The 19357-nt window shown below is 58.1% G+C and carries 15 protein-coding genes and 1 tRNA gene; 8 read left to right on the forward strand and 8 right to left on the reverse strand.

What is annotated here, in order from left to right:
- Positions 1-339: 339 nt before the first annotated feature.
- Positions 340-2541: a catalase/peroxidase HPI gene (katG, locus tag AC2FIM_RS19320; protein WP_496679254.1), complete on the reverse strand. Its 2202-nt coding sequence runs from the start codon at positions 2539-2541 to the stop codon at positions 340-342.
- Between the two features lie 428 nt (positions 2542-2969).
- Between katG and AC2FIM_RS19325 the strand changes: the two genes are divergently transcribed.
- The gene (locus tag AC2FIM_RS19325; protein WP_496679257.1) at positions 2970-4589 is read left to right on the forward strand and encodes a GMC family oxidoreductase; all 1620 of its coding nucleotides are present in this window, start codon (positions 2970-2972) and stop codon (positions 4587-4589) included.
- A gap of 4 nt (positions 4590-4593) precedes the next feature.
- Here AC2FIM_RS19325 and AC2FIM_RS19330 read toward each other — a convergent pair whose 3' ends face one another.
- Entirely contained in the window at positions 4594-5439 is an 846-nt protein-coding gene (locus AC2FIM_RS19330) for an SDR family oxidoreductase (protein ID WP_142637589.1), read from the reverse strand.
- An 89-nt stretch (positions 5440-5528) separates the two neighbouring features.
- On the opposite strand from AC2FIM_RS19330, the gene AC2FIM_RS19335 reads away from it, so the two are divergent.
- A complete protein-coding gene (locus tag AC2FIM_RS19335) occupies positions 5529-6161 on the forward strand; it encodes a class I SAM-dependent DNA methyltransferase (RefSeq protein WP_142637587.1) in 633 nt (210 codons plus the stop codon).
- A gap of 6 nt (positions 6162-6167) precedes the next feature.
- On the opposite strand, the gene AC2FIM_RS19340 is transcribed toward AC2FIM_RS19335, so the two are convergent.
- Genes AC2FIM_RS19340 through AC2FIM_RS19350 form a run of 3 tightly spaced genes read right to left on the reverse strand, consistent with a single transcriptional unit; the run spans position 6168 to position 10119 of the window.
- A complete protein-coding gene (locus AC2FIM_RS19340; protein ID WP_281973956.1) occupies positions 6168-6947 on the reverse strand; it encodes a carnitinyl-CoA dehydratase in 780 nt (259 codons plus the stop codon).
- Positions 6944-8962: an acetate--CoA ligase family protein gene (locus tag AC2FIM_RS19345; RefSeq protein WP_496679260.1), complete on the reverse strand. Its 2019-nt coding sequence runs from the start codon at positions 8960-8962 to the stop codon at positions 6944-6946. The genes AC2FIM_RS19340 and AC2FIM_RS19345 overlap by 4 nt, the downstream gene beginning before the upstream one ends.
- Positions 8959-10119 (reverse strand): acyl-CoA dehydrogenase family protein, encoded by a 1161-nt coding sequence (locus AC2FIM_RS19350; protein WP_281973960.1) that lies wholly within the window; start codon positions 10117-10119, stop codon positions 8959-8961. Before AC2FIM_RS19350 ends, AC2FIM_RS19345 begins: the two co-directional genes overlap by 4 nt.
- Positions 10120-10196: 77 nt before the next feature.
- Here AC2FIM_RS19350 and AC2FIM_RS19355 point away from each other — a divergent pair, with 77 nt between their 5' ends.
- Entirely contained in the window at positions 10197-11138 is a 942-nt protein-coding gene (locus AC2FIM_RS19355; RefSeq protein WP_496703623.1) for a GlxA family transcriptional regulator, read from the forward strand.
- On the opposite strand, the gene AC2FIM_RS19360 is transcribed toward AC2FIM_RS19355, so the two are convergent.
- Together AC2FIM_RS19360 and AC2FIM_RS19365 are read right to left on the reverse strand one after the other, a co-directional pair.
- Positions 11135-12124 (reverse strand): sterol desaturase family protein, encoded by a 990-nt coding sequence (locus AC2FIM_RS19360; RefSeq protein WP_282022513.1) that lies wholly within the window; start codon positions 12122-12124, stop codon positions 11135-11137. The two genes, AC2FIM_RS19355 and AC2FIM_RS19360, sit on opposite strands and share 4 nt — an antisense overlap.
- A gap of 12 nt (positions 12125-12136) precedes the next feature.
- On the reverse strand, positions 12137-12892 hold the full coding sequence (locus tag AC2FIM_RS19365; protein WP_142637575.1) for a class II aldolase and adducin N-terminal domain-containing protein: 756 nt from the start codon (positions 12890-12892) through the stop codon (positions 12137-12139).
- A gap of 116 nt (positions 12893-13008) precedes the next feature.
- On the opposite strand from AC2FIM_RS19365, the gene AC2FIM_RS19370 reads away from it, so the two are divergent.
- From AC2FIM_RS19370 to AC2FIM_RS19385, 4 genes are all read left to right on the forward strand, one after another.
- Positions 13009-13884, forward strand: coding sequence for a LysR family transcriptional regulator (locus tag AC2FIM_RS19370; protein ID WP_271952598.1), 876 nt, complete (start codon positions 13009-13011; stop codon positions 13882-13884).
- 143 nt (positions 13885-14027) lie between these two features.
- Positions 14028-15830, forward strand: a complete 1803-nt coding sequence (gene ade / locus AC2FIM_RS19375) for an adenine deaminase (protein ID WP_496679271.1) — start codon at positions 14028-14030, stop codon at positions 15828-15830.
- Entirely contained in the window at positions 15827-17290 is a 1464-nt protein-coding gene (locus tag AC2FIM_RS19380; RefSeq protein ID WP_496708348.1) for an AMP nucleosidase, read from the forward strand. The genes ade and AC2FIM_RS19380 overlap by 4 nt, the downstream gene beginning before the upstream one ends.
- 130 nt (positions 17291-17420) lie before the next feature.
- Positions 17421-17708 (forward strand): HU family DNA-binding protein, encoded by a 288-nt coding sequence (locus AC2FIM_RS19385; protein ID WP_142637567.1) that lies wholly within the window; start codon positions 17421-17423, stop codon positions 17706-17708.
- 431 nt (positions 17709-18139) lie between these two features.
- On the opposite strand, the gene AC2FIM_RS19390 is transcribed toward AC2FIM_RS19385, so the two are convergent.
- Positions 18140-18216: transfer RNA gene (locus AC2FIM_RS19390), tRNA-Arg, on the reverse strand.
- Between the two features lie 115 nt (positions 18217-18331).
- Between AC2FIM_RS19390 and AC2FIM_RS19395 the strand changes: the two genes are divergently transcribed.
- Positions 18332-19357 (forward strand): LacI family DNA-binding transcriptional regulator, encoded by a 1026-nt coding sequence (locus AC2FIM_RS19395; RefSeq protein WP_142637565.1) that lies wholly within the window; start codon positions 18332-18334, stop codon positions 19355-19357.

Raw genomic sequence — 19357 nt, forward strand, 5'->3', positions numbered from 1 at the left:
GCGTCCGACCGTCTCTCCAGCCCGTCCCACCGTCTCTCCAGTGTGTCACAAGCGCCTCAGCAGCGCCGGTGAAGGGGTATTTACGGATTAGGTCTGGGACCTGCAACCCCCAATCTGAAAAAACTTTGCATTTCTTAACAGAAACTTCTCTATGTTAATAAAAACAAAATGTTAGCTTAATAATTCTCTCTTCCGAGTCGGTAACGGACCGCATGGAACAGCGGAAAGAACAGCCCCTGGGCGGAATCGTACCCATTGCTGGGTATGCGCCCGGAACCGGGGCAAGGAAACGCCGCCCGAGTCTCCTCGGACGGCGCAAATTCTGCGAAGGTCACAGGCTTACTTCAGATCGAACCTGTCTGCATTCATGACCTTGTTCCAGGCCGAGACGAAGTCGCAGACAAATTTGCCTTCTGCGCCTGCCTGACCGTAGACCTCGACCAGAGCCCGCAGTTGCGAGTTGGAGCCGAAGACCAGATCGACGCGGGTACCGGTCCACTTGACCTCACCGCTGGCGCGGTCCCGACCCTCATAGACGCCTTTGCCCGCGGGCTTCCATTCGGTGCCCATGTCCAGCAGGTTGATGAAGAAGTCGGTGCTGAGCGTGCCGACGCGGTCAGTCAACACACCATGCTTGGTGTCACCAAAATTGGCACCGATCACGCGCAAACCGCCAACCAATGCGGTCATTTCCGGCGCCGACAGAGTCAGCAGCTGGGCTTTGTCGACCAGAAGCTCTTCGGGTGAAACCGAATAATCCGTCTTCTGATAGTTGCGGAAGCCGTCGGCCTCGGGTTCGAGCACGGCAAAGCTGTCCACATCGGTCTGATCTTGCGTCGCATCGGTGCGACCAGGTGTGAACGGAACCTCAACCTCCTGACCGCCGGCCTTGGCAGCCTGTTCGACACCCACATTACCGGCCAGAACGATCACGTCGGCCAGAGACACTTTCTTGCCCCCGGATTGTGCGCCGTTGAACGCCGCCTGAACGCCCTCAAGCGCGGTCAGTGCCTTGGCCAGCTTCATCGGTTCGTTCGCGTCCCAGTCTTTCTGCGGAGCAAGACGGATACGTGCGCCATTGGCACCGCCGCGCTTGTCCGAGCCGCGGAAGGTCGAGGCCGAAGCCCATGCGGTCGAAACCAGCTCGGACACCGAGAGGCCAGTGGCCGCGATCTTAGCCTTCAGCTCGGCCACATCCGCGTCACCGATCAGCTCGTGATCCACGGCGGGGACATTGTCTTGCCACAGCAGTTCCTCGGCCGGAGATTCCTCGCCGATGTAATTCGAACGCGGGCCCATGTCGCGGTGGGTCAGTTTGAACCATGCACGGGCGAAAGCGTCAGCGAATTCTTCCGGGTTCTCGTGAAAACGCTTTGAGATCGGACCATAGATCGGGTCCATGCGCATCGCCATGTCGGCGGTGGTCATCATGGTTTTGACCTTCTTCGACGCGTCATGCGCCGCCGGGGCCATGTCTTCTTCTTTGACATTCACCGGTTCCCAAATCCACGCGCCCGAGGGGCTTTTGGTCAGGTTCCAGTCATATCCGAACAGCAGGTCGAAATAGCCGTTATCCCATTGGATCGGATTTGCGGTCCAGGCGCCTTCGATCCCTGATGTCGTGGTATCGTCACCCTTGCCGGACCCAAACTTGTTGATCCAACCAAAGCCCATCTCTTCGATCGGGGCGGCTTCGGGTTCGGGGCCGACCAGATCGGGATCGCCCGCGCCATGCGCCTTGCCGAAAGTGTGACCACCAGCAACCAGAGCAACGGTTTCCTCGTCATTCATTGCCATCCGGCCAAAGGTGTCGCGGATGTCACGACCCGAAGCCAGAACGTTGGGCTCTCCGTCCGGACCTTCAGGGTTTACATAGATCAGGCCCATCTGCACTGCGGCCAGAGGGTTTTCCAGATCGCGCTCACCGGAATACCGGCTCTGCGGATTGTCGGTCGGGGCCAGCCATTCTGTCTCGGTTCCCCAATAGATGTCTTCTTCGGGGGCCCAGATATCGGCACGGCCGCCGGCAAAACCAAAGGTTTTGCCACCCATGGATTCGATGGCGCAGTTACCTGCCAGGATCATCAGATCAGCCCAGGAAATCTGGTTTCCGTATTTTTGCTTGATCGGCCACAGCAGACGACGCGCCTTGTCGAGGTTACCGTTGTCCGGCCAACTGTTGAGCGGCGCAAAACGCTGGTTCCCGGTCGAGGCCCCGCCACGGCCATCTGCCGTCCGGTAGGTGCCTGCACTATGCCAGGCCATCCGAATGAACAGACCGCCGTAATGGCCATAATCCGCCGGCCACCACTCCTGTGAATCGGTCATCAGCGCATATAGGTCTTCTTTCAGCGCCTTCATATCCAGCTTTTTGAACTCTTCGGCATAGTCGAAATCCGAACCCAGAGGGTTCGAAGCCGCTCCGTGCTGGTGCAGGATCGACAGGTTTAGCTGGTTCGGCCACCAATCCCGGTTGGAACGGGTTCCAGCGCCGTGCATCACAGGGCATCCGCCTGCTTTGGGGTTATCACTTCCGTCCATATCGGTCTCCAATCCTAGCTAATATCCGGCGATCTTGCGCAGTGAAATTCGTGGTAATCAAGAACACAGATTCAAGACACGTCTTCCCCATCCAAATACGCTGAGCATCTGGCAAGGGTATCGGTATTCCTGAAGTCCTGACCTAGTCAGAAATAGCAAATTGCATTCATGCATAAAAGTTTTGTTTAATGATGAAAACCATAGGAAATAATTATGAAGAGAACATCCCCGGATCCCGTGCAATCGGAGCAATTTTCAATTCCCTGAATAACCTTGGGTCACATATAGACCACAACCCTTGTTTTTCATCCGTATGCGACCACTGTCTTTATGAACGACATGAGCGCGGGTTCTTTTGTTCGGATCCGCGCCTAATACAGATTGACCGGCGTATTTGACTGCCGGTTCCGAAAATTTTTGGAGTCTGAATGCAATTTGATTATGTAATTGTCGGCGCAGGATCCGCCGGTTCGGTTCTTGCCGGTCGCCTGAGCGAAGATCCTGGAATACGTGTCTGCCTTCTTGAAGCCGGAAACGGCGGCAACGGCATGCTTACCAGATTGCCCGCGGCAACAGTGGCCTCGCTGCCGGGGCGGCCGAAAATCAACAACTGGGCATTTGAAACCGTGGCCCAACCGGGGCTGAACGGCCGCAAAGGATATCAGCCGCGCGGCAAGACGGTGGGCGGGTCCAGCGCGATTAACGCAATGTTGTACGTCCGGGGTCAGCGTCAGGACTATGATGGCTGGGCTGAAATGGGCTGTGCCTGTTGGGACTGGGACAGCGTCCTTCCCTATTTCAAGATGTCCGAACATAACGAAGATGGCGCCGACGACCATCACGGCGACAGCGGCCCTCTGCACGTGTCAAACCAGAAAGAGCCGCGCCCGATCACGCGTGCCTTTATTGAAGCTGCCGAACAGATGCAGCACCGCCGAAGCCAGGACTTCAACCGGGGCGATAACGAGGGCGTTGGTCTGTATCAGGTCACACAGTTTCACGACCCGTCGAAGAATGGCGAGCGATGCTCGGCAGCGGCGGCCTATGTCTTTCCGGTCATGGACCGCCCGAACCTGACGGTCATTACCGACGCCCATGCCAAAGAGCTGACCTTTGAAGGAAAGCGGGCCACCGGTGTGGTGTACAGGAAAAAGGCCAAAGGTGCGGATATCACTGTCTCCGCCAGGCGCGAGGTTCTGGTTTGCGCCGGTGCACTTCAAACTCCGCAGTTGTTGCAGCTATCCGGGATTGGTGCCGCTGATGATCTGGTCAAACATGGGATCGAGGTGCGGCACGACCTGCCGGGCGTTGGCAAGAACCTGCAGGACCATCTGGATTTCACGCTGCTCTATAAAACCCGGGACACCAACACATTCGGCATCGGTGTCGCTGCCGCACTGAATTTCGCAGGACATATTTGGCGCTGGCGTAAGACCGGCAAGTCGATGGCGGCCACACCATTTGCCGAGGGCGCCGCGTTTCTGAAAACCTCCCCGGATTTGGATCGCCCCGACATCCAGCTGCACTTCGTCATTTCCTTGGCCGATGATCATGCAAGGAAGCTGCATTATGGCTATGGGTTCGGCTGCCATGTGTGCAAATTGCGCCCCGAAAGCCGTGGCACGGTCGGGCTGCACAGCGCCGATCCTTTTGCCGCTCCGGCCATTGATCCGGCTTACCTGTCCGATGACCGCGATCTGGACACGCTGATCAAGGGCGCGCGTATGACCAAAGACATTCTGCACGCGCCGGCCTTCAGTAAATTCCGGCACAAAGCGATGTACGGCATGGATGACGCTCAGACCGATGCGGATTGGGAGCACCATATTCGCGCTCGCGCCGATACGATCTATCACCCGGTCGGAACCTGCAAAATGGGTGTGGATGCGATGGCCGTGGTTGACCCCGAACTGCGCGTGCGCGGGATCGAGGGGCTGCGCGTGGTCGATGCATCGGTCATGCCTACTCTGGTTTCGGGAAACACCAACGCCCCAACCATCATGATCGCCGAGAAAGCCGCGGACCTGATCAAAGCCACCGCCCGATAAGGGCTCAGCCGTCCTTCATCAGGGCCTGCAGTCCAGCGCGGTAATCCGGATACAAAAGCCGGATACCCAGTTCATCCTTGATCCGGTCATTCCTGACCCGCTTGTTTTCATTATAGAAACTTCGGGCCATCGGGGACATATCGGCCTGGTCGAACGGAACCGCAGCGGGCAGAGGCAGGCCTTGCAGCTCAGCCGCATAGGCGATGACATCCTGTGGCGGCACCGGCTCATCGTCACAGACATTGTAAATCGCACCTGGGTTTGGCGATGCCATCGACGCCGCAAGCACCTGCGCGATGTCCGCCACATGGATGCGCGAGAACACCTGCCCCGGTTTGATTATGCGGCGCATTCCCACCCGTTTAAGTTTGGAAAATGGGCCGCGCCCGGGGCCATATATCCCGGCAAGGCGAAAGATGTGGACGGGCAGGCCCGGAATGTCTTGCCATTGTGTCTCGGCCCGGACGCGCCACCTGCCGCGCTCGGCCATTGGTGAAGGAAGGGTCGCCTCGTCCACCCAACCGCCTTTGTGGTCCCCATAGACTGCGGTTGTGGAAAGGTATCCGACCCAATCGAACTGACCTGCGCGGTCAGCGATTTTGTCGCCAAGCGCCGCCAGCACTGGATCTCCGCCCGCATTCGGCGCGGTCGAAATCAACAGATGTGTTACCCCGTCCAAATCAACCGTCTGACCGGGCCAGATCACCGGTTCGGCACCGGATGCGCGGACCGCACCCGATTGCGCCGGATCGCGCGTAGTTCCGAATACGCGCCAACCCGCCGGTTCAAGATGCCGCGACAGGGCCTGCGCCGAATATCCGTGACCGAATGAAAAGAGTGTCTTAACCATATCCTTCTTGATGATCGCCAATGGTCCAAGATGCAAGCACCCGCCACTGGATACTTGATTCGAATCCCCACATACGCCTTTCATGAGTCATGAGTACAAAATCGCCCGACCTGCATGCAGCTTATGCGCTAGACAGCCCCGAGGACCACAAACGGCTTTATGCCGAATGGGCCGGCGACTATGATGACGGTTTTGCGGCGCGCGAGGACTATCAGTTGCATATCCACACCGCCCGCGCCTTTGTCAGCGCCGGGGGACAGGGTCCGGTTTTGGATGTCGGTGCAGGCACCGGGCTTTGCGGTGCGGTACTGGCCGGGTTGGGCGTTGGTCCGATCGACGCCACCGATATCAGCGCCGAGATGCTGGATCAGGCCCTGCGCAAAGACATCTACCGCGACGCGATTGAGGCTGACCTGAACCAGGGCATCCCGGTGCCGCGCGACAGCTATTCGGGCATTGTGTCCTCGGGCACATTTACCCATGGCCATCTCGGCCCCGAGGCCCTGCCCGCGCTGTTGAACGTGGCCCGGACAGGCGCGCAATTCGCTCTGTCGATTAACGCGAAACACTACGAATCTCTGGGATTTGCTGACGCACTGCACCAGCTTGCCCATGGGCAGATACAAAACCTGTCCCTGCCCGAAGTTCGAATCTACGGCGACCTGGCTGCCGGGCCCAACCGGGACGATACCGCCCTTATCGCAATGTTCGAGAAGATCTGAACCCGCTCAGCGCCCTTTCCAGACCGGGTCGCGTTTCTCGGCAAAGGCGCGCGCGCCTTCGAGGTTGTCTTCAGAACCATATAGAATGTCCACCGTCGGCAACTGCCGCCCGGTGATCCGGTTCATGGCATCCTGAAACTTGGAATCTTCGGCGTCGCGCACGATCTCTTTGATCGCCGCGTAAACCAGCGGGGGGCCGCTGGCCAATAAACGGGCCAGTTCCCATGCCCGGTCTAAAAGCTGATCACCTGGGACGATCTCGTTGATCAGGCCCCACCCTTTTGCCTCAACCGGATCGAACCAGCGGCCAGTCAGCAGCAGTTCCATCGCGATATGGTAGGGGATGCGTTTTGGCAGCTTTACACTGGCCGCATCGGCCACGGTGCCCGACCGGATTTCGGGCAGGGCAAAGCTGGCATGCTCTGCAGCGATGATCATATCCGCACTCAGCGCCAGTTCCAGCCCGCCACCACAGGCAATCCCGTTCACCGCGGCGATGACAGGCTTGTTCATATCCCGCAATTCCTGCAGCCCGCCAAAACCGCCGACTCCATAATCTCCGTCCACGGCGTCTCCGTCCGCGGCGGCCTTCAGGTCCCACCCCGGGCAAAAGAACTTTTCGCCACCACCGGTCAGGATGGCCACGCGCAACTCTGGATCATCGCGGAATTCGCGGAACACTTCACCCATGATCCGGCTGGTGGCCAGATCAATGGCATTTGCCTTGGGTCGGTCCAGAGTGACCTGCAGAATCGCGCCATCGCGCTTGGTTTTAACCGGGTTCATATACGTGCCTTTCGGATCAGAGCATCCACGGCCACAGCGCCATCAGGATTGCAGATGAGTGGATTGATTTCAACTTCGCTGACATGGGCTGCATTGGCAATAACATAGGCTTGCACAGCCTCGGCTGCATTCAGGATCGCCTCGGTATCCGCCGCCGGTTTACCGCGATACCCCTCCAGCAACGGCGCACAGTTCAGCTTGCCCAGCGCCTGACGGACCACGTCCCGGGATGACGGGATCAGCACTGAAACACTGTCGCGCAGAATTTCGGTCAGCACGCCTCCAGCCCCTAGCGTCAGAACATAGCCATGGGCCGGATCACGGGTGACGCCGATCAATAACTCGGCAACACCGCCTTGGGCCATCTCTTCGATCAGAACTTCGTCGGTTCCAAGCTCGGTCGCAACCGCGCTCAGATCGTCCAAGCCGACGCCAAGGCGCACCGCACCGTGTTCGGATTTATGCGCAAGCCCGACGCCCTTGACCGCGAAAGGCGCGGTCAGATTCGATGCAGCATGCGCAGCCTTGTCCGGACGCGTCACTAAGGATTGAGGAATCCGCAGACCATGATCTGCCAGCGCCCGTTTGGCCTCTGCTTCGGTCAAGACATAGTCTGCCTCAGCCTGCGAGGGCAACAGTACCGGATCAGCCGGTGCCGCAACCGGCCGCGCGGCGGCCTCAACCGCAGCCAAGGCTTCATGCAGACCGGCAAAAGGCACCACACCGCCGTCCAGCAGGCGCTGCGCCACTTCCTCTGGCAAAAGTTCTGGTAGGGTCGCGGCAACGGCAAAAGGTCGCCCGGTTTGGGCTGCGCAGTTCAACGCCGCTTGGGTGGCACATTCCCAATCCGATGCGTCGGTATGAGGATAGTCGACAATCGCAATGGTAATGGCCTGTTCCGGCCCGGTCATCGCCGACCACGCGCGGGTCATCGCCTTGGTGTCCCGCCATATATAGGTGTGGTAGTCCAGCGGGTTCGCCAACGCCACCATGGGCCCCAAAGCTGCGCGCAGGTCAGCTTGCTGCACCTTGGTCAATGGCGGGAAATGCAGATCGCGCCCCTCGGACATATCTGCGGCTAGGCTGGCCTCGCCGCCCGAGCAGCTGATGGTACCCAACCCGCTGCCGCGCAATCGCCCCGTAACATGCAACAGCTTGAGACATTCCAAAAAGCTGGGAATGTCGTCCAACCGTGCGATTCCCAACCGGTCCAGAAACGCCTGCGCGCCCGCATCACCACCTGCCAAAGACGCGGTATGCGAAATCGTCGCTGCCTGCGCATGGGACGAGCGGCCCATTTTCAAAGCAACGACCGATACGCCCCGTCTGCGTGCCTTGTCGGCCAAAGCCTCCCATTTTCGCAGATCGCCAAACCCTTCGATATGAACACCGATAGCGGTGATCCGGTCGTCGTCCAGAAGTGTTGAGGCAACGTCAGCCTGATGTGTCTGCGCCTGATTCCCGCAGGTCAGCATGAACGCCAGCGGCAGGGCCCGGCGTTGCATGGTCATGTTGATTGCAATATTCGAACTTTGCGTCAGGATCGCTACGCCTCGTTCCACCGGTTGCATCCCATGCTGATCCGGCCAGACTGCGACCTGATCCAGCCCGTTGACGAAACCATAGCAATTGGGACCCAGAACAGGCATTTCCCCGGCGGCTGCAATCAACTGGTCCTGCAGATCGGCGCCCAGATCATCCTCGGCTCGCGCCTCGGTGAACCCCGACGCGAAACAAACCGCGCCCCCTGCCCCGATCGCTGCCAGCGCCTGAACCGCCTCGATTGTTGCATGACGATTGATGCCCACAAAGGCCACATCCGGGGCCGAGGGCAGATCTTCGAGCCGTGCAAACACCCTCTCTCCGGCGACCTCGGCGGCTTTGGGATGGACCGGCCAGATATCGCCCTGAAACCCGAACTTGCGCGCCTGTTGAATGACTGACGCGCACCAAGCCCCACCACCGATCACGGCAATGGAGCTGGGGTTCAACGCCCGTGCCAGCGCCGTTGTCATGCGCCAAGTGCCCGCAACAGCTCACGACTGATGATGTGACGCTGAATCTCGCTGGTACCGTCCCAGATGCGTTCGACACGCGCATCGCGCCAGAACCGTTCCAGCGGGTAATCGTCCATCAGCCCCATGCCGCCATGCACCTGAATCGCGGCATCGGTCACGCGCGACAGCATTTCGGACGCATAGAGCTTGGCCGAGGCAATCTCGCGGTTTGCAGGCAGCCCCTTGTCCAGCCGGTCGGCCGCTGCCAGCGTCAACAGATCAGCGGCATCGATTTCGGTGATCATATCGGCGATCTGGAATGACACGCCCTGGAACTTGCCGATTTTCTGACCGAATTGTTCACGCGTGGCTGCATAGTCCAGCGCATAGTCAAAGGCGCGACGTGCGCGTCCGACCGACATGGTCGCCACGGTGATGCGGGTGGCATATAGCCAGGTATTCATCACCTCGAACCCGCCATCGACCTCGCCCAACACCTGACTGTCGGGCAGGCGACAATCGTCAAAATCCAGGACCATGTTCTTATAGCCCCGGTGGCTGACCGATTTATACCCGTCCCGGATGGTGAATCCCGGCGTGCCGCGATCCACAAGAAAGGCTGTGATCCGTTTCTTTGGACCTTTTGGCGTCTGATCTTCACCCGTCGCGATGAAAACGATGATGAAATCGGCATGCTCCGCGCCCGAGATGAAATGTTTGGTCCCGTTGACGACCCAATCTCCGCCGTCTCGAACTGCGGCACATTTCATACCACGCACATCCGAACCTGCACCTGGTTCGGTCATCGCCAGTGCATCCATCCTTTCGCCCCGAACTGCGGGCATCAGATAGCGTTCGACTTGCTCGCCCTCGCAGGCCATCAGGATGTTTTGCGGACGGCCAAAGAAGTGGTTCAAGGCCATCGATCCCCGACCCAGTTCGCGCTCGACCAGTGCAAATTCCCGATGGTTCAGCCCGGCACATCCGACGCTTTCGGGAAAATTGCAGGCATAGAAACCCAATTCAATTGTCTTGCGCTTGATCTCATCCGCTATTTCCTGCGGAACTTCGCCGGTACGTTCAACCAGCTCTTCATGTGGATAGATCTCTTTCTCGACGAAACTGCGAACAGTCGCGGCGATCATCTCTTGCTCGTCGGTCAGGCCATATTGCATCTGCGGTCTCCACATCTGGGGCTTGCGATATCGTGGCCCGGGTTGCAAAGTTCATCGTGCAGAAATAGACGTTAACCATGCGAAGATGGACAAAATCGCCTGCCGCGATGCAGCAATTCGGGGTTCTGCTTTTTGATGGGTTTTCAAACCATTGCCTTGCCAACACCGTCGAACCCCTGCGCGCGGCCAATTCGCTGGCTGGACGAAAGCTGTATGACTGGGAATTCCTGTCGCTGACAGAAGGGCCGGTCACATCATCCTCGGGGTTGCAGGTTACGCCGCACGCAAGACTGCAATCTGCCCGCGGCGGTACATTGATGGTGATGCCATCATATGGGTTTCGCGCGCATGGCGGCTGGCCGACGCTGACCGGATTGCGATCCGCCGCAAATCGCTATGACGTTCTGGCTGGGCTGGACACCGGAAGCTGGCTGCTGGCGCTGGCCGGACTGCTGGACGGGTATCGCGCCACCATCCATTGGGAAGAGCTGACCGGCTTTACCGAGCGGTTCCCCGAGATCGACGCCCGGCGCGAGCGGTATGTCCTAGACCGGAATCGCATTACCTGTTCCGGCGCCATGGCAGCTTTTGATCTTGTGTTGCATCTGATCGGTCATGACCAGGGGCAGGCACTGGCACTGGAAGTCGCGCAGTTGTTCATGACCCGCGATTCCGCTCGGTCGCATTCCGGAGGGGTCGGGGCAACCAGTGGGTATGTGAACAAGGCCTTGGCATTGATGCAGGAAAATCTTGAAACCCCGCTGCCCATTACGGATATCGCCCGACAGGTCGGGCGCTCACACAAGGCATTGTCGACACGAATGCAGGCCGAACTGGGTGCGGGTCCGGCTCAGGTCTATCGCCGCTTGCGCCTGAATTTGGCGCGGAAGCTGGTGGCAGAAACCGACCTGACTGTCAGCGAGATCGCCCTGCGGGCCGGATACGACGATCCCAGCGCCTTGACCCGCGCCTTCCGGGCCGAATTCGGGATCACCCCCCGTGCCTTACGGGTCGGCTAGGTATACATCTGCTTTTTATAAGCCCGCGTGCGCGTTGTCGCCTCGGCCGAGCCGTCATGATAGGTGCCAAACCACTTGTCGAACGGGATCTCTGAGGTGCCATAGTTGCACTCGAAATACCGGTGATGCAGCTGGTGGAAAAAATCGCCTGCGCGGGCGGCCTCGGTCTCCCCGGCTTTCAGCTTTTCGAACCCGGAATGGGACAGAACCGGGCTGACCTGCTGGAAATAGGCGTGGAATAACAAATGTATCGGGTGCGACGGCACGATCAGGTGGATGAAATAGGTGGTGAAGTACAACAGGTTCTCAAACCAGTGATTTGATATCCCCGACCACGGCCCGATATTGACGTTGCGGTGATGCACGGCGTGGACATGTTTATAGAGCTTCGGGTGATGCTCCAGCCGATGCACCCAATAGAAATGCAGCCCCGACCACATGGGGATGAGCAACATCCAGACCACAAACCAGACCGGCGCGGTGGACCATGTGACCGTGGGCACATAGCCATTGGCCATCGCCCAATAGATCCCCCATTGGTAAATCGTGGCGACACTCATGGCGCTGCCCAGGGTCCACCAGATATTGTCCCAGACCTGATTGCGAAAAGTGAAGGTCCCGTTGTCCCGGGTCAGATCCCGGCGGTCGAACTTCTTGTACATGCCCTGCCCTTTGCGCATGTACAGCCACCAATGCAGCCCGCCCGCGACCAGAATCTGAGGCACCATGTTCAGCAACCAGATTCGGAACATCCAGCCGGGCTGAAAGGTCTTCATCGTCTCTAAACCCGGGAAAAACAGCACATAGACCGTTGCAGCAAGCCCCATGCACAGCGTCAGAGAAGTAATTTGCAGCCACGCGCCACCATACCACCTCAACACCGCTGATGGGCGGGGTGGCCAGTTGAACAACGGGTTCAAAGCCACCGGCCCCTGAGGGTGATAGTGCCAGCGGGCTGCTTCGGGATTTTGATCAGAATCCGTCATCCGGGTATCTCGTCAGCTTGCGTAATCCGAGCCTTCAGCATCCAACAGCGCTTTGATCTCACGCAGATGTGCCTCGGCCTGATCGGGATAATCTTCCAACTCTTGCGCGGTCTTTTCCGCAATCTCGTCTGACAAAACGCGCAGGGGTTGGCCGGTCTGTAAGGCACGGATATACGTTTCGGCAGCGCGCTCGAAATAATAGAGTCTATTAAAGGCATCTGCCGGGTTACTGCCCAAAATCAAAACCCCATGATTACCCATGATCATGACTTTCTTTTTTGGGTCTGCCAGCATGGTTGCGCAACGTTCCCCCTCGCTTTCGAAAGCAAGTCCACCAAATTCGTGATCGACCACATAACGGTTGTAAAACGTAGTGGTGTTCTGATCGATCGGCGGCAATGTGCTGTCGGCCAACGAGGCCAGAACCGTGGCAAAGATGGAATGCACATGCATTACACAGCGGGCATGAGGACAGTGCCGGTGAATCGAACCATGCAGGCCCCAGGCAGTTGGGTCCGGTGCGCCGGGTTGGGTCATGACATCAGCGTCTTTGGCATCCAGAAAAAGCAGGTTCGATGCTTTGACTCGTGCAAAATGCATCTGATTGGCGTTCATCAAGAATTGCGTGCCGTCCTGATTCACCGCCAAGCTAAAATGGTTTGCAACCCCTTCGTGCATATTCAGACGTTCAGCCCATCGAAATGTGGCCGCCAGATCCACACGCTCAGGCCAATGGTCAATATTGGGGCGCAAGCTGGCAACGCTCATTTCCGTCTCCTGTCAGCGGATTGCTTGATTGGAAAATCGTGCCCGCAGTAGAAAAAATTGACCAACGAAAAAATCGCGCCTATTTCATAAGCTGAACTAATGGCCAGGTTATGCCCATGCAAAAACAGCTGCCCCCGTTGGGTTGGCTTCGGACTTTCGAGGCCGCGGCCCGCCACCTGTCCTTTACCGCTGCAGCGCGCGACCTGAACATGACACAAAGTGCAGTCAGCCAGCAAATCAAGTCGCTTGAGGCCTATCTTGGCCAACCGCTTTTCCTGCGCCGTCCCCGCGCACTTGAACTGACCGGGGCCGGGATCAGCTATCTCCCTGTCGTGCGTGAGGCATTTCGCACATTACTGCGCGGAACGCGGGCCGTGACCGGGGCCCAGCAGAACGCGGTGCAGGTACAATGCAACATCACTTTTGCGGTCAACTGGCTGGCCCCCCGCCTTCCAATGTTTCAGGCCGAACACCCGTCTGTACAGCTGAACATATTCACCGAGTTGTGGGAGCCCCGGGAAATGGCGGAGGGGGCTGCGGTAGAAATTCGATTTTCGCTCAGACCTTCGGACACGGTGCGAACCGAACTGCTGCGATCCGATCATTATTATCCGGTTTGCGCGCCGGGCTATGAGGTGTCGCTGGATACACTACAGCGAACCCCTTTGTATGACTGCTCAAACCTGCTGTCGAATTGGCAGAATTGGATCGAAGATCAGGGTCTAATTTGGGAAAATCCTCCAATCACATATTCCACCACCTATCTGGTCAGCCTGTCGGTTGCGATGGCCGGGGGTGGCTTGTGCCTGACACATGACACAATCGCGCGCGACTTGATTGATGAAGGTCGATTGGTTGCACCATTCGAATATCGCGCAGTTGTGCCAGAGGCCTATTACCTGTTGCTGTCGCCTCAGGCAGAAGAGTCACCTGGAGCGATTGCCTTTGCCGAATGGGTCCGGCGCGAGATTGCGAAAACGTTCTCTGGCTAAGCTGTGGCTCTCCTGCCTAACATAGCGGCTCTTACGGGACCTTCACGGGGCTAGGCACAACAGCGCTGACGCGCTGCATGACGGAATCATGATAACTGCCGAGCAGGGGTTGCACCTTTCCGTGCGTTCGGGAAAGTTGGGTCATGGAATTCACACCTTTCCCAAGCTGGCCCGATACCGCCCCCCGTCTGATCGCTGTCGCCGCAGGGCGTCAAGCCGCTGACCTTGTTGTCCGTAGCGGGATCTGGGTTAACGTGCACAGCCGCGAAGCCCTGCCCGATCATGACATCGCGATTGTCGATGGACGTATCGCCTATGTTGGCCCTGATGCTTCGCACTGCGTCGGCCCGAACACCCGGATCATCGAGGCAGAGGGGCGGTATATGCTGCCCGGCCTGTGCGACGGGCATATGCATATCGAATCAGGAATGCTGACCCCGGCCGAATTTGCGGGGGCCGTTATCCCTCATGGCACGACAAGCATGTTCACTGACCCGCACGAAATAGCCAACGTGCTGGGGCTGGACGGCGTTCGTATGATGCATGACGAGGCGCTGATGCAGCCCGTTAACATTTTCACCCAGATGCCCTCTTGCGCGCCATCGGCGCCGGGGCTTGAGACCACCGGTTATGAGATCACCGCCGAGGACGTGGCCGAAGCAATGAGCTGGCCGGGCATCATCGGGCTGGGTGAGATGATGAATTTCCCTGGGGTGATCAATGGTGATCCCGTGATGCTGGCCGAGATTGCCGCGACCCAACGGGCAGGGAAAACCGTTGGCGGGCACTATGCTTCGCCTGATTTAGGGCCTGATTTCGCAGCTTATGTCGCAGGCGGCCCTGCCGACGACCACGAAGGCACCTGCGAGGCCGATGCCATCGCGCGGGTGCGTCAAGGGATGCGGTCGATGATGCGATTGGGATCGGCCTGGTATGACGTGGAAACTCAGATCACCGCCATCACCGAGAAAGGGCTGGATCCGCGCAACTTCATCCTGTGCACGGATGATTGCCATTCTGGTACCCTGGTCAATGAAGGGCATATGAACCGCGTGGTGCGCCATGCGATTGCCTGCGGCTGTGATCCGTTGATCGCGTTGCAGATGGCGACCATCAACACAGCCACGCATTTCGGGTTGGAGCGCGATATCGGCTCGATCACGCCCGGGCGCCGGGCGGATATCATCCTCAGCTCGGACCTGAAGGACCTGCCCATCGAGCTTGTCATAGCGCGCGGCCAAATCGTGGCTGAGGACGGCAAGATCACTGTGGACTGCCCGCATCTGAATTGGCCTGGAGCCGCTCGAAACACCGTGCATCTGGGCCATGCCCTGACCAGCGCGGATTTTCAGATCGGGGCCCCTAAGGGGGCGAACCGCGTTCAGGCCAATGTGATTGGTGTGGTCGAAAACCAGGCCCCGACCAAAGCGCTAAAGGCCGAACTGCCCATCATTGGCGGCCTGGTTGAAGCCGAGGGTGAGGTCTGCCAGATTGCGCTTGTCGAACGCCACCGCGCAACGGGCGGGGTCACAAACGCCTTTGTCTCGGGGTTTGGATATCAGGGGCGCATGGCAATGGCTTCGACCGTTGCCCATGACAGTCACCATATGATTGTTGTTGGGACCGACCGCGAACAGATGGCCCTTGCCGCAAATCGGCTGGCCGAGATCGGCGGTGGCATCACCATTTTCCGAGACGGTGAGGAACTGGCGCTGGTGGAACTGCCCATCGCTGGACTGATGTCTGATAGCCCGGCAGCCGAAGTAGCCGCCAAGGCCGAACAAATGGTTCGGGCCATGCAGGCCTGTGGCTGTAAACTGAACAACGCCTATATGCAGCACTCATTGCTGGCTCTGGTGGTGATCCCTGAATTGCGGATCTCGGATGTTGGGCTGGTGGATGTGCGCAAATTTGAAAAGATCGATCTTTTGGAACCCCTTGCATGACAATAATACGAGCACCTAAGGCCCCCGCGCCCGAGAACTTCACCGATCCCGCAGCCGCGGTCGCAAGGTTGGAAGAACTGTACGAGCAAGCCACCAGCTTCCTGTGCGAGAACTTTGCCAATGTGATCGAGCACGGAGCACCAACTGAACGCTTCAGAGCCTATTACCCGGAAATTCGCATCAAAACCTCCTCCTATGCGCGGGTCGACAGCCGGCTAAGTTTTGGTCACGTCTCGGAACCGGGCATCCACTCGACCACTGTAACGCGGCCAGATCTGTTCCGGTCCTATTTGACTCAACAGATTGCCCTGTTGATCAGAAACCATGACCAGCCGGTCACGATCGGGGCCTCGGACACACCCATTCCGGTTCATTTCGCCGTGGCCAACAATCCTGATCTGATCGTTCCGCATCAGGGCGCCGCCGGATTTACCCTGCGCGATGTATTCGACGTACCGGACCTGACAACCACCCATGACGACATCGTCAATGGCGTCCATGACCACGAGGAAGAAGACGGCCCGCTGTCTCTGTTTACTGCGCAAAGGGTCGACTATTCACTGGCCCGGCTGGCGCATTACACTGCGACTGATCCCAGTCATTTCCAGAACCATGTGCTGTTCACCAACTATCAGTTCTACGTCTCGGAATTTGAAAACTATGCACGCGCGCAGCTGGCCGAACCAGACAGTGGCTATACCAGCTTTGTCTCGACCGGAAATGTCGAGATCACCACCGAAGGCGAAGTGCTGGAACAACCCCTGAAGCTGCCGCAGATGCCGACCTATCACCTAAAGCGGGCGGATGGATCGGGTATCACGCTGGTCAATATCGGCGTCGGTCCGTCGAACGCCAAAACCGCGACCGATCATATCGCCGTGCTACGCCCGCATGCCTGGCTGATGGTTGGCCACTGCGCCGGGCTGCGCAACACACAGGCATTGGGCGATTTTGTTCTGGCCCATGCCTATCTGCGCGAAGACAAGGTTCTGGATGATGACCTGCCGGTCTGGGTGCCGATTCCGCCTTTGGCCGAGGTTCAGGTTGCGCTGGAACAGGCTGTAGCCGAGGTCACCGAGCTGGAAGGTTATGAGCTGAAACGGGTCATGCGCACAGGCACCGTTGCTTCGGTCGATAACCGCAACTGGGAACTGCGCGACCAGTCCGGCCCGGTACAGCGGCTCAGCCAATCACGGGCAATCGCGCTGGATATGGAAAGCGCGACCATTGCCGCCAACGGCTATCGGTTCCGTGTTCCCTATGGCACGTTGCTCTGTGTTTCAGACAAGCCGCTGCACGGCGAATTAAAGCTTCCTGGCATGGCCTCTGCCTTCTATACCACACAGGTTAGCCGCCATCTCGCGATCGGAATTCGTGCGATGGAGCACCTGAGGGGCATGCCGCTAGAGCGCCTGCACAGCCGGAAATTGCGTTCCTTTGATGAAACGGCCTTTCTCTGAAGCAAAAAAGCAACGAATTCCCCCTATTTTTAGGGTTTTCGACGCTACTATTCGTTGTGTTCACCTACAATATCCCGTTACAGTTACGCGGTGAGGCCCTATTTATCGGGCACGTTAAGGAGACCAAGAAATGGCAAAGCCTATGACAAAGACTCAGCTGGTTGCTGCTCTCGCTGAGGAAATGGGAACCGACAAGAAAGCTGCGAACACTGCGCTGGAGGCCATGACCGGCCTTATCACCCGCGAAGTGTCGGCGGGCGGCGCGGTGACCCTGCCTGGTGTCGGCAAAATCTACTGTCGCGAGCGCCCCGAGCGCATGGTGCGTAACCCTGCCACCGGCGAGCAGTTCAAGAAAGAAGCCGACAAAGTGGTCAAAATGACCATTGCGAAGGCGCTGAAGGACAGCGTGAACGGCTGATCCAGCTTTCACTGCAAAACGATCAAGGGCCGCCGCTTGGGGGCCCTTTTTCTTTTACCCCCCTATTGAAGCCAGTTTTTTGTAAGGCTTTGGGAGGCCGGCCGTGGTCAGCCTGGTGTTATGCAATCTGAGATCAGCGAAGAATAAATCTAGCGCCGCGCTCATTAGCTGGGTGCGCAACAGGACCGGTGGCCTAAGCTGGCGAATGCCACAAATTCGCGAGGCTGGCCCCGTCACAGAACAAGAACGGACAATATCCGGTCGACTTTCGGACCAGTAATTTGTTTTGCCGCACTCGCCCCAAAAAGAAATTCATTCTCGGCGATGGATATTTTGATTGGCTCATCCGAACCAATTTTTAGTCATGTGTCACCTTTCGAAGCGAGTGAATTGTCTAAAGTATGGAAAATAAATGATTTCATTAGATATCTTGGCGACCCCGGCAGGATTCGAACCTGCAACCTGCCCCTTAGGAGGGGGCTGCTCTATCCAGTTGAGCCACGGGGCCGCGCAAAACTCTCTGTAGCGTGGTTTTTTCGGGTTGTCATCGGCTTTGAAGGGCAGTTGTAAAATGCGTCCTGTTCACGCTACCATCGGACAAAACAACAACGCAGGTGCACCCCGTGACCACAGAAAACAAACGCCCACTCACCCTTCGTGATGTTTCTGAAGCGTCCGGAGTGTCTGAGATGACGGTCAGCCGGGTTCTGCGCAATCGGGGTGACGTGTCGGATGCGACCCGCACACGCGTTCTGGCCGCAGCAAAAGAGCTGGGATACGTGCCGAACAAAATCGCTGGTGCACTTGCCTCAAGCCGGGTGAACCTTGTGGCAGTGATCATCCCGTCGCTGTCGAACATGGTGTTCCCCGAGGTGCTGACCGGCATCAATCAGATTCTTGAGGATACCGAGCTACAGCCAGTGGTCGGCGTCACCGATTATTTGCCCGAAAAAGAGGAAAAAGTCCTGTACGAGATGCTCTCGTGGCGGCCTTCGGGCGTGATCATCGCCGGATTGGAACATACCGATGCCGCACGCGCCATGCTGGATTCGGCGGGGATTCCGGTGGTCGAGATCATGGACACCGATGGTAAGCCGGTGGACGCGATGGTCGGGATTTCCCATCGCCGCGCTGGACGTGAGATGGCACAGGCGATCCTGAAAGCGGGCTATGAACATATCGGCTTTATGGGCACCAAAATGCCCCTGGATCACCGCGCTCGGAAACGGTTCGAAGGCTTTACCGAAGTGCTGGGCAAGCATGGGATCGAGATCGAAGACCGCGAGTTTTATTCCGGGGGCTCGGCCTTGGCCAAAGGCCGCGAGATGACTCAAGCCATGTTGGAACGCTCACCGGATCTGGATTTCCTGTATTATTCCAACGACATGATTGGTGCTGGCGGGTTGCTGTATCTGTTGGACCAGGGGATAGACATTCCAGGCCAGATCGGTTTGGCAGGGTTCAACAATGTCGAACTGTTACAGGGTCTGCCGCGCAAGCTGGCCACAATGGATGCATGTCGACACGAGATTGGGCGCAAGGCAGCCGAGATAATCGCCGTTCAGCTTTCCGATCCCACTTCCGAGGTCGAAAACCGCATAACTCTGACCCCCAAGATCAGTTATGGCGATACGCTGAAACGCCGCTGA

The organism is Ruegeria sp. CDSC052 (assembly GCF_059610685.1).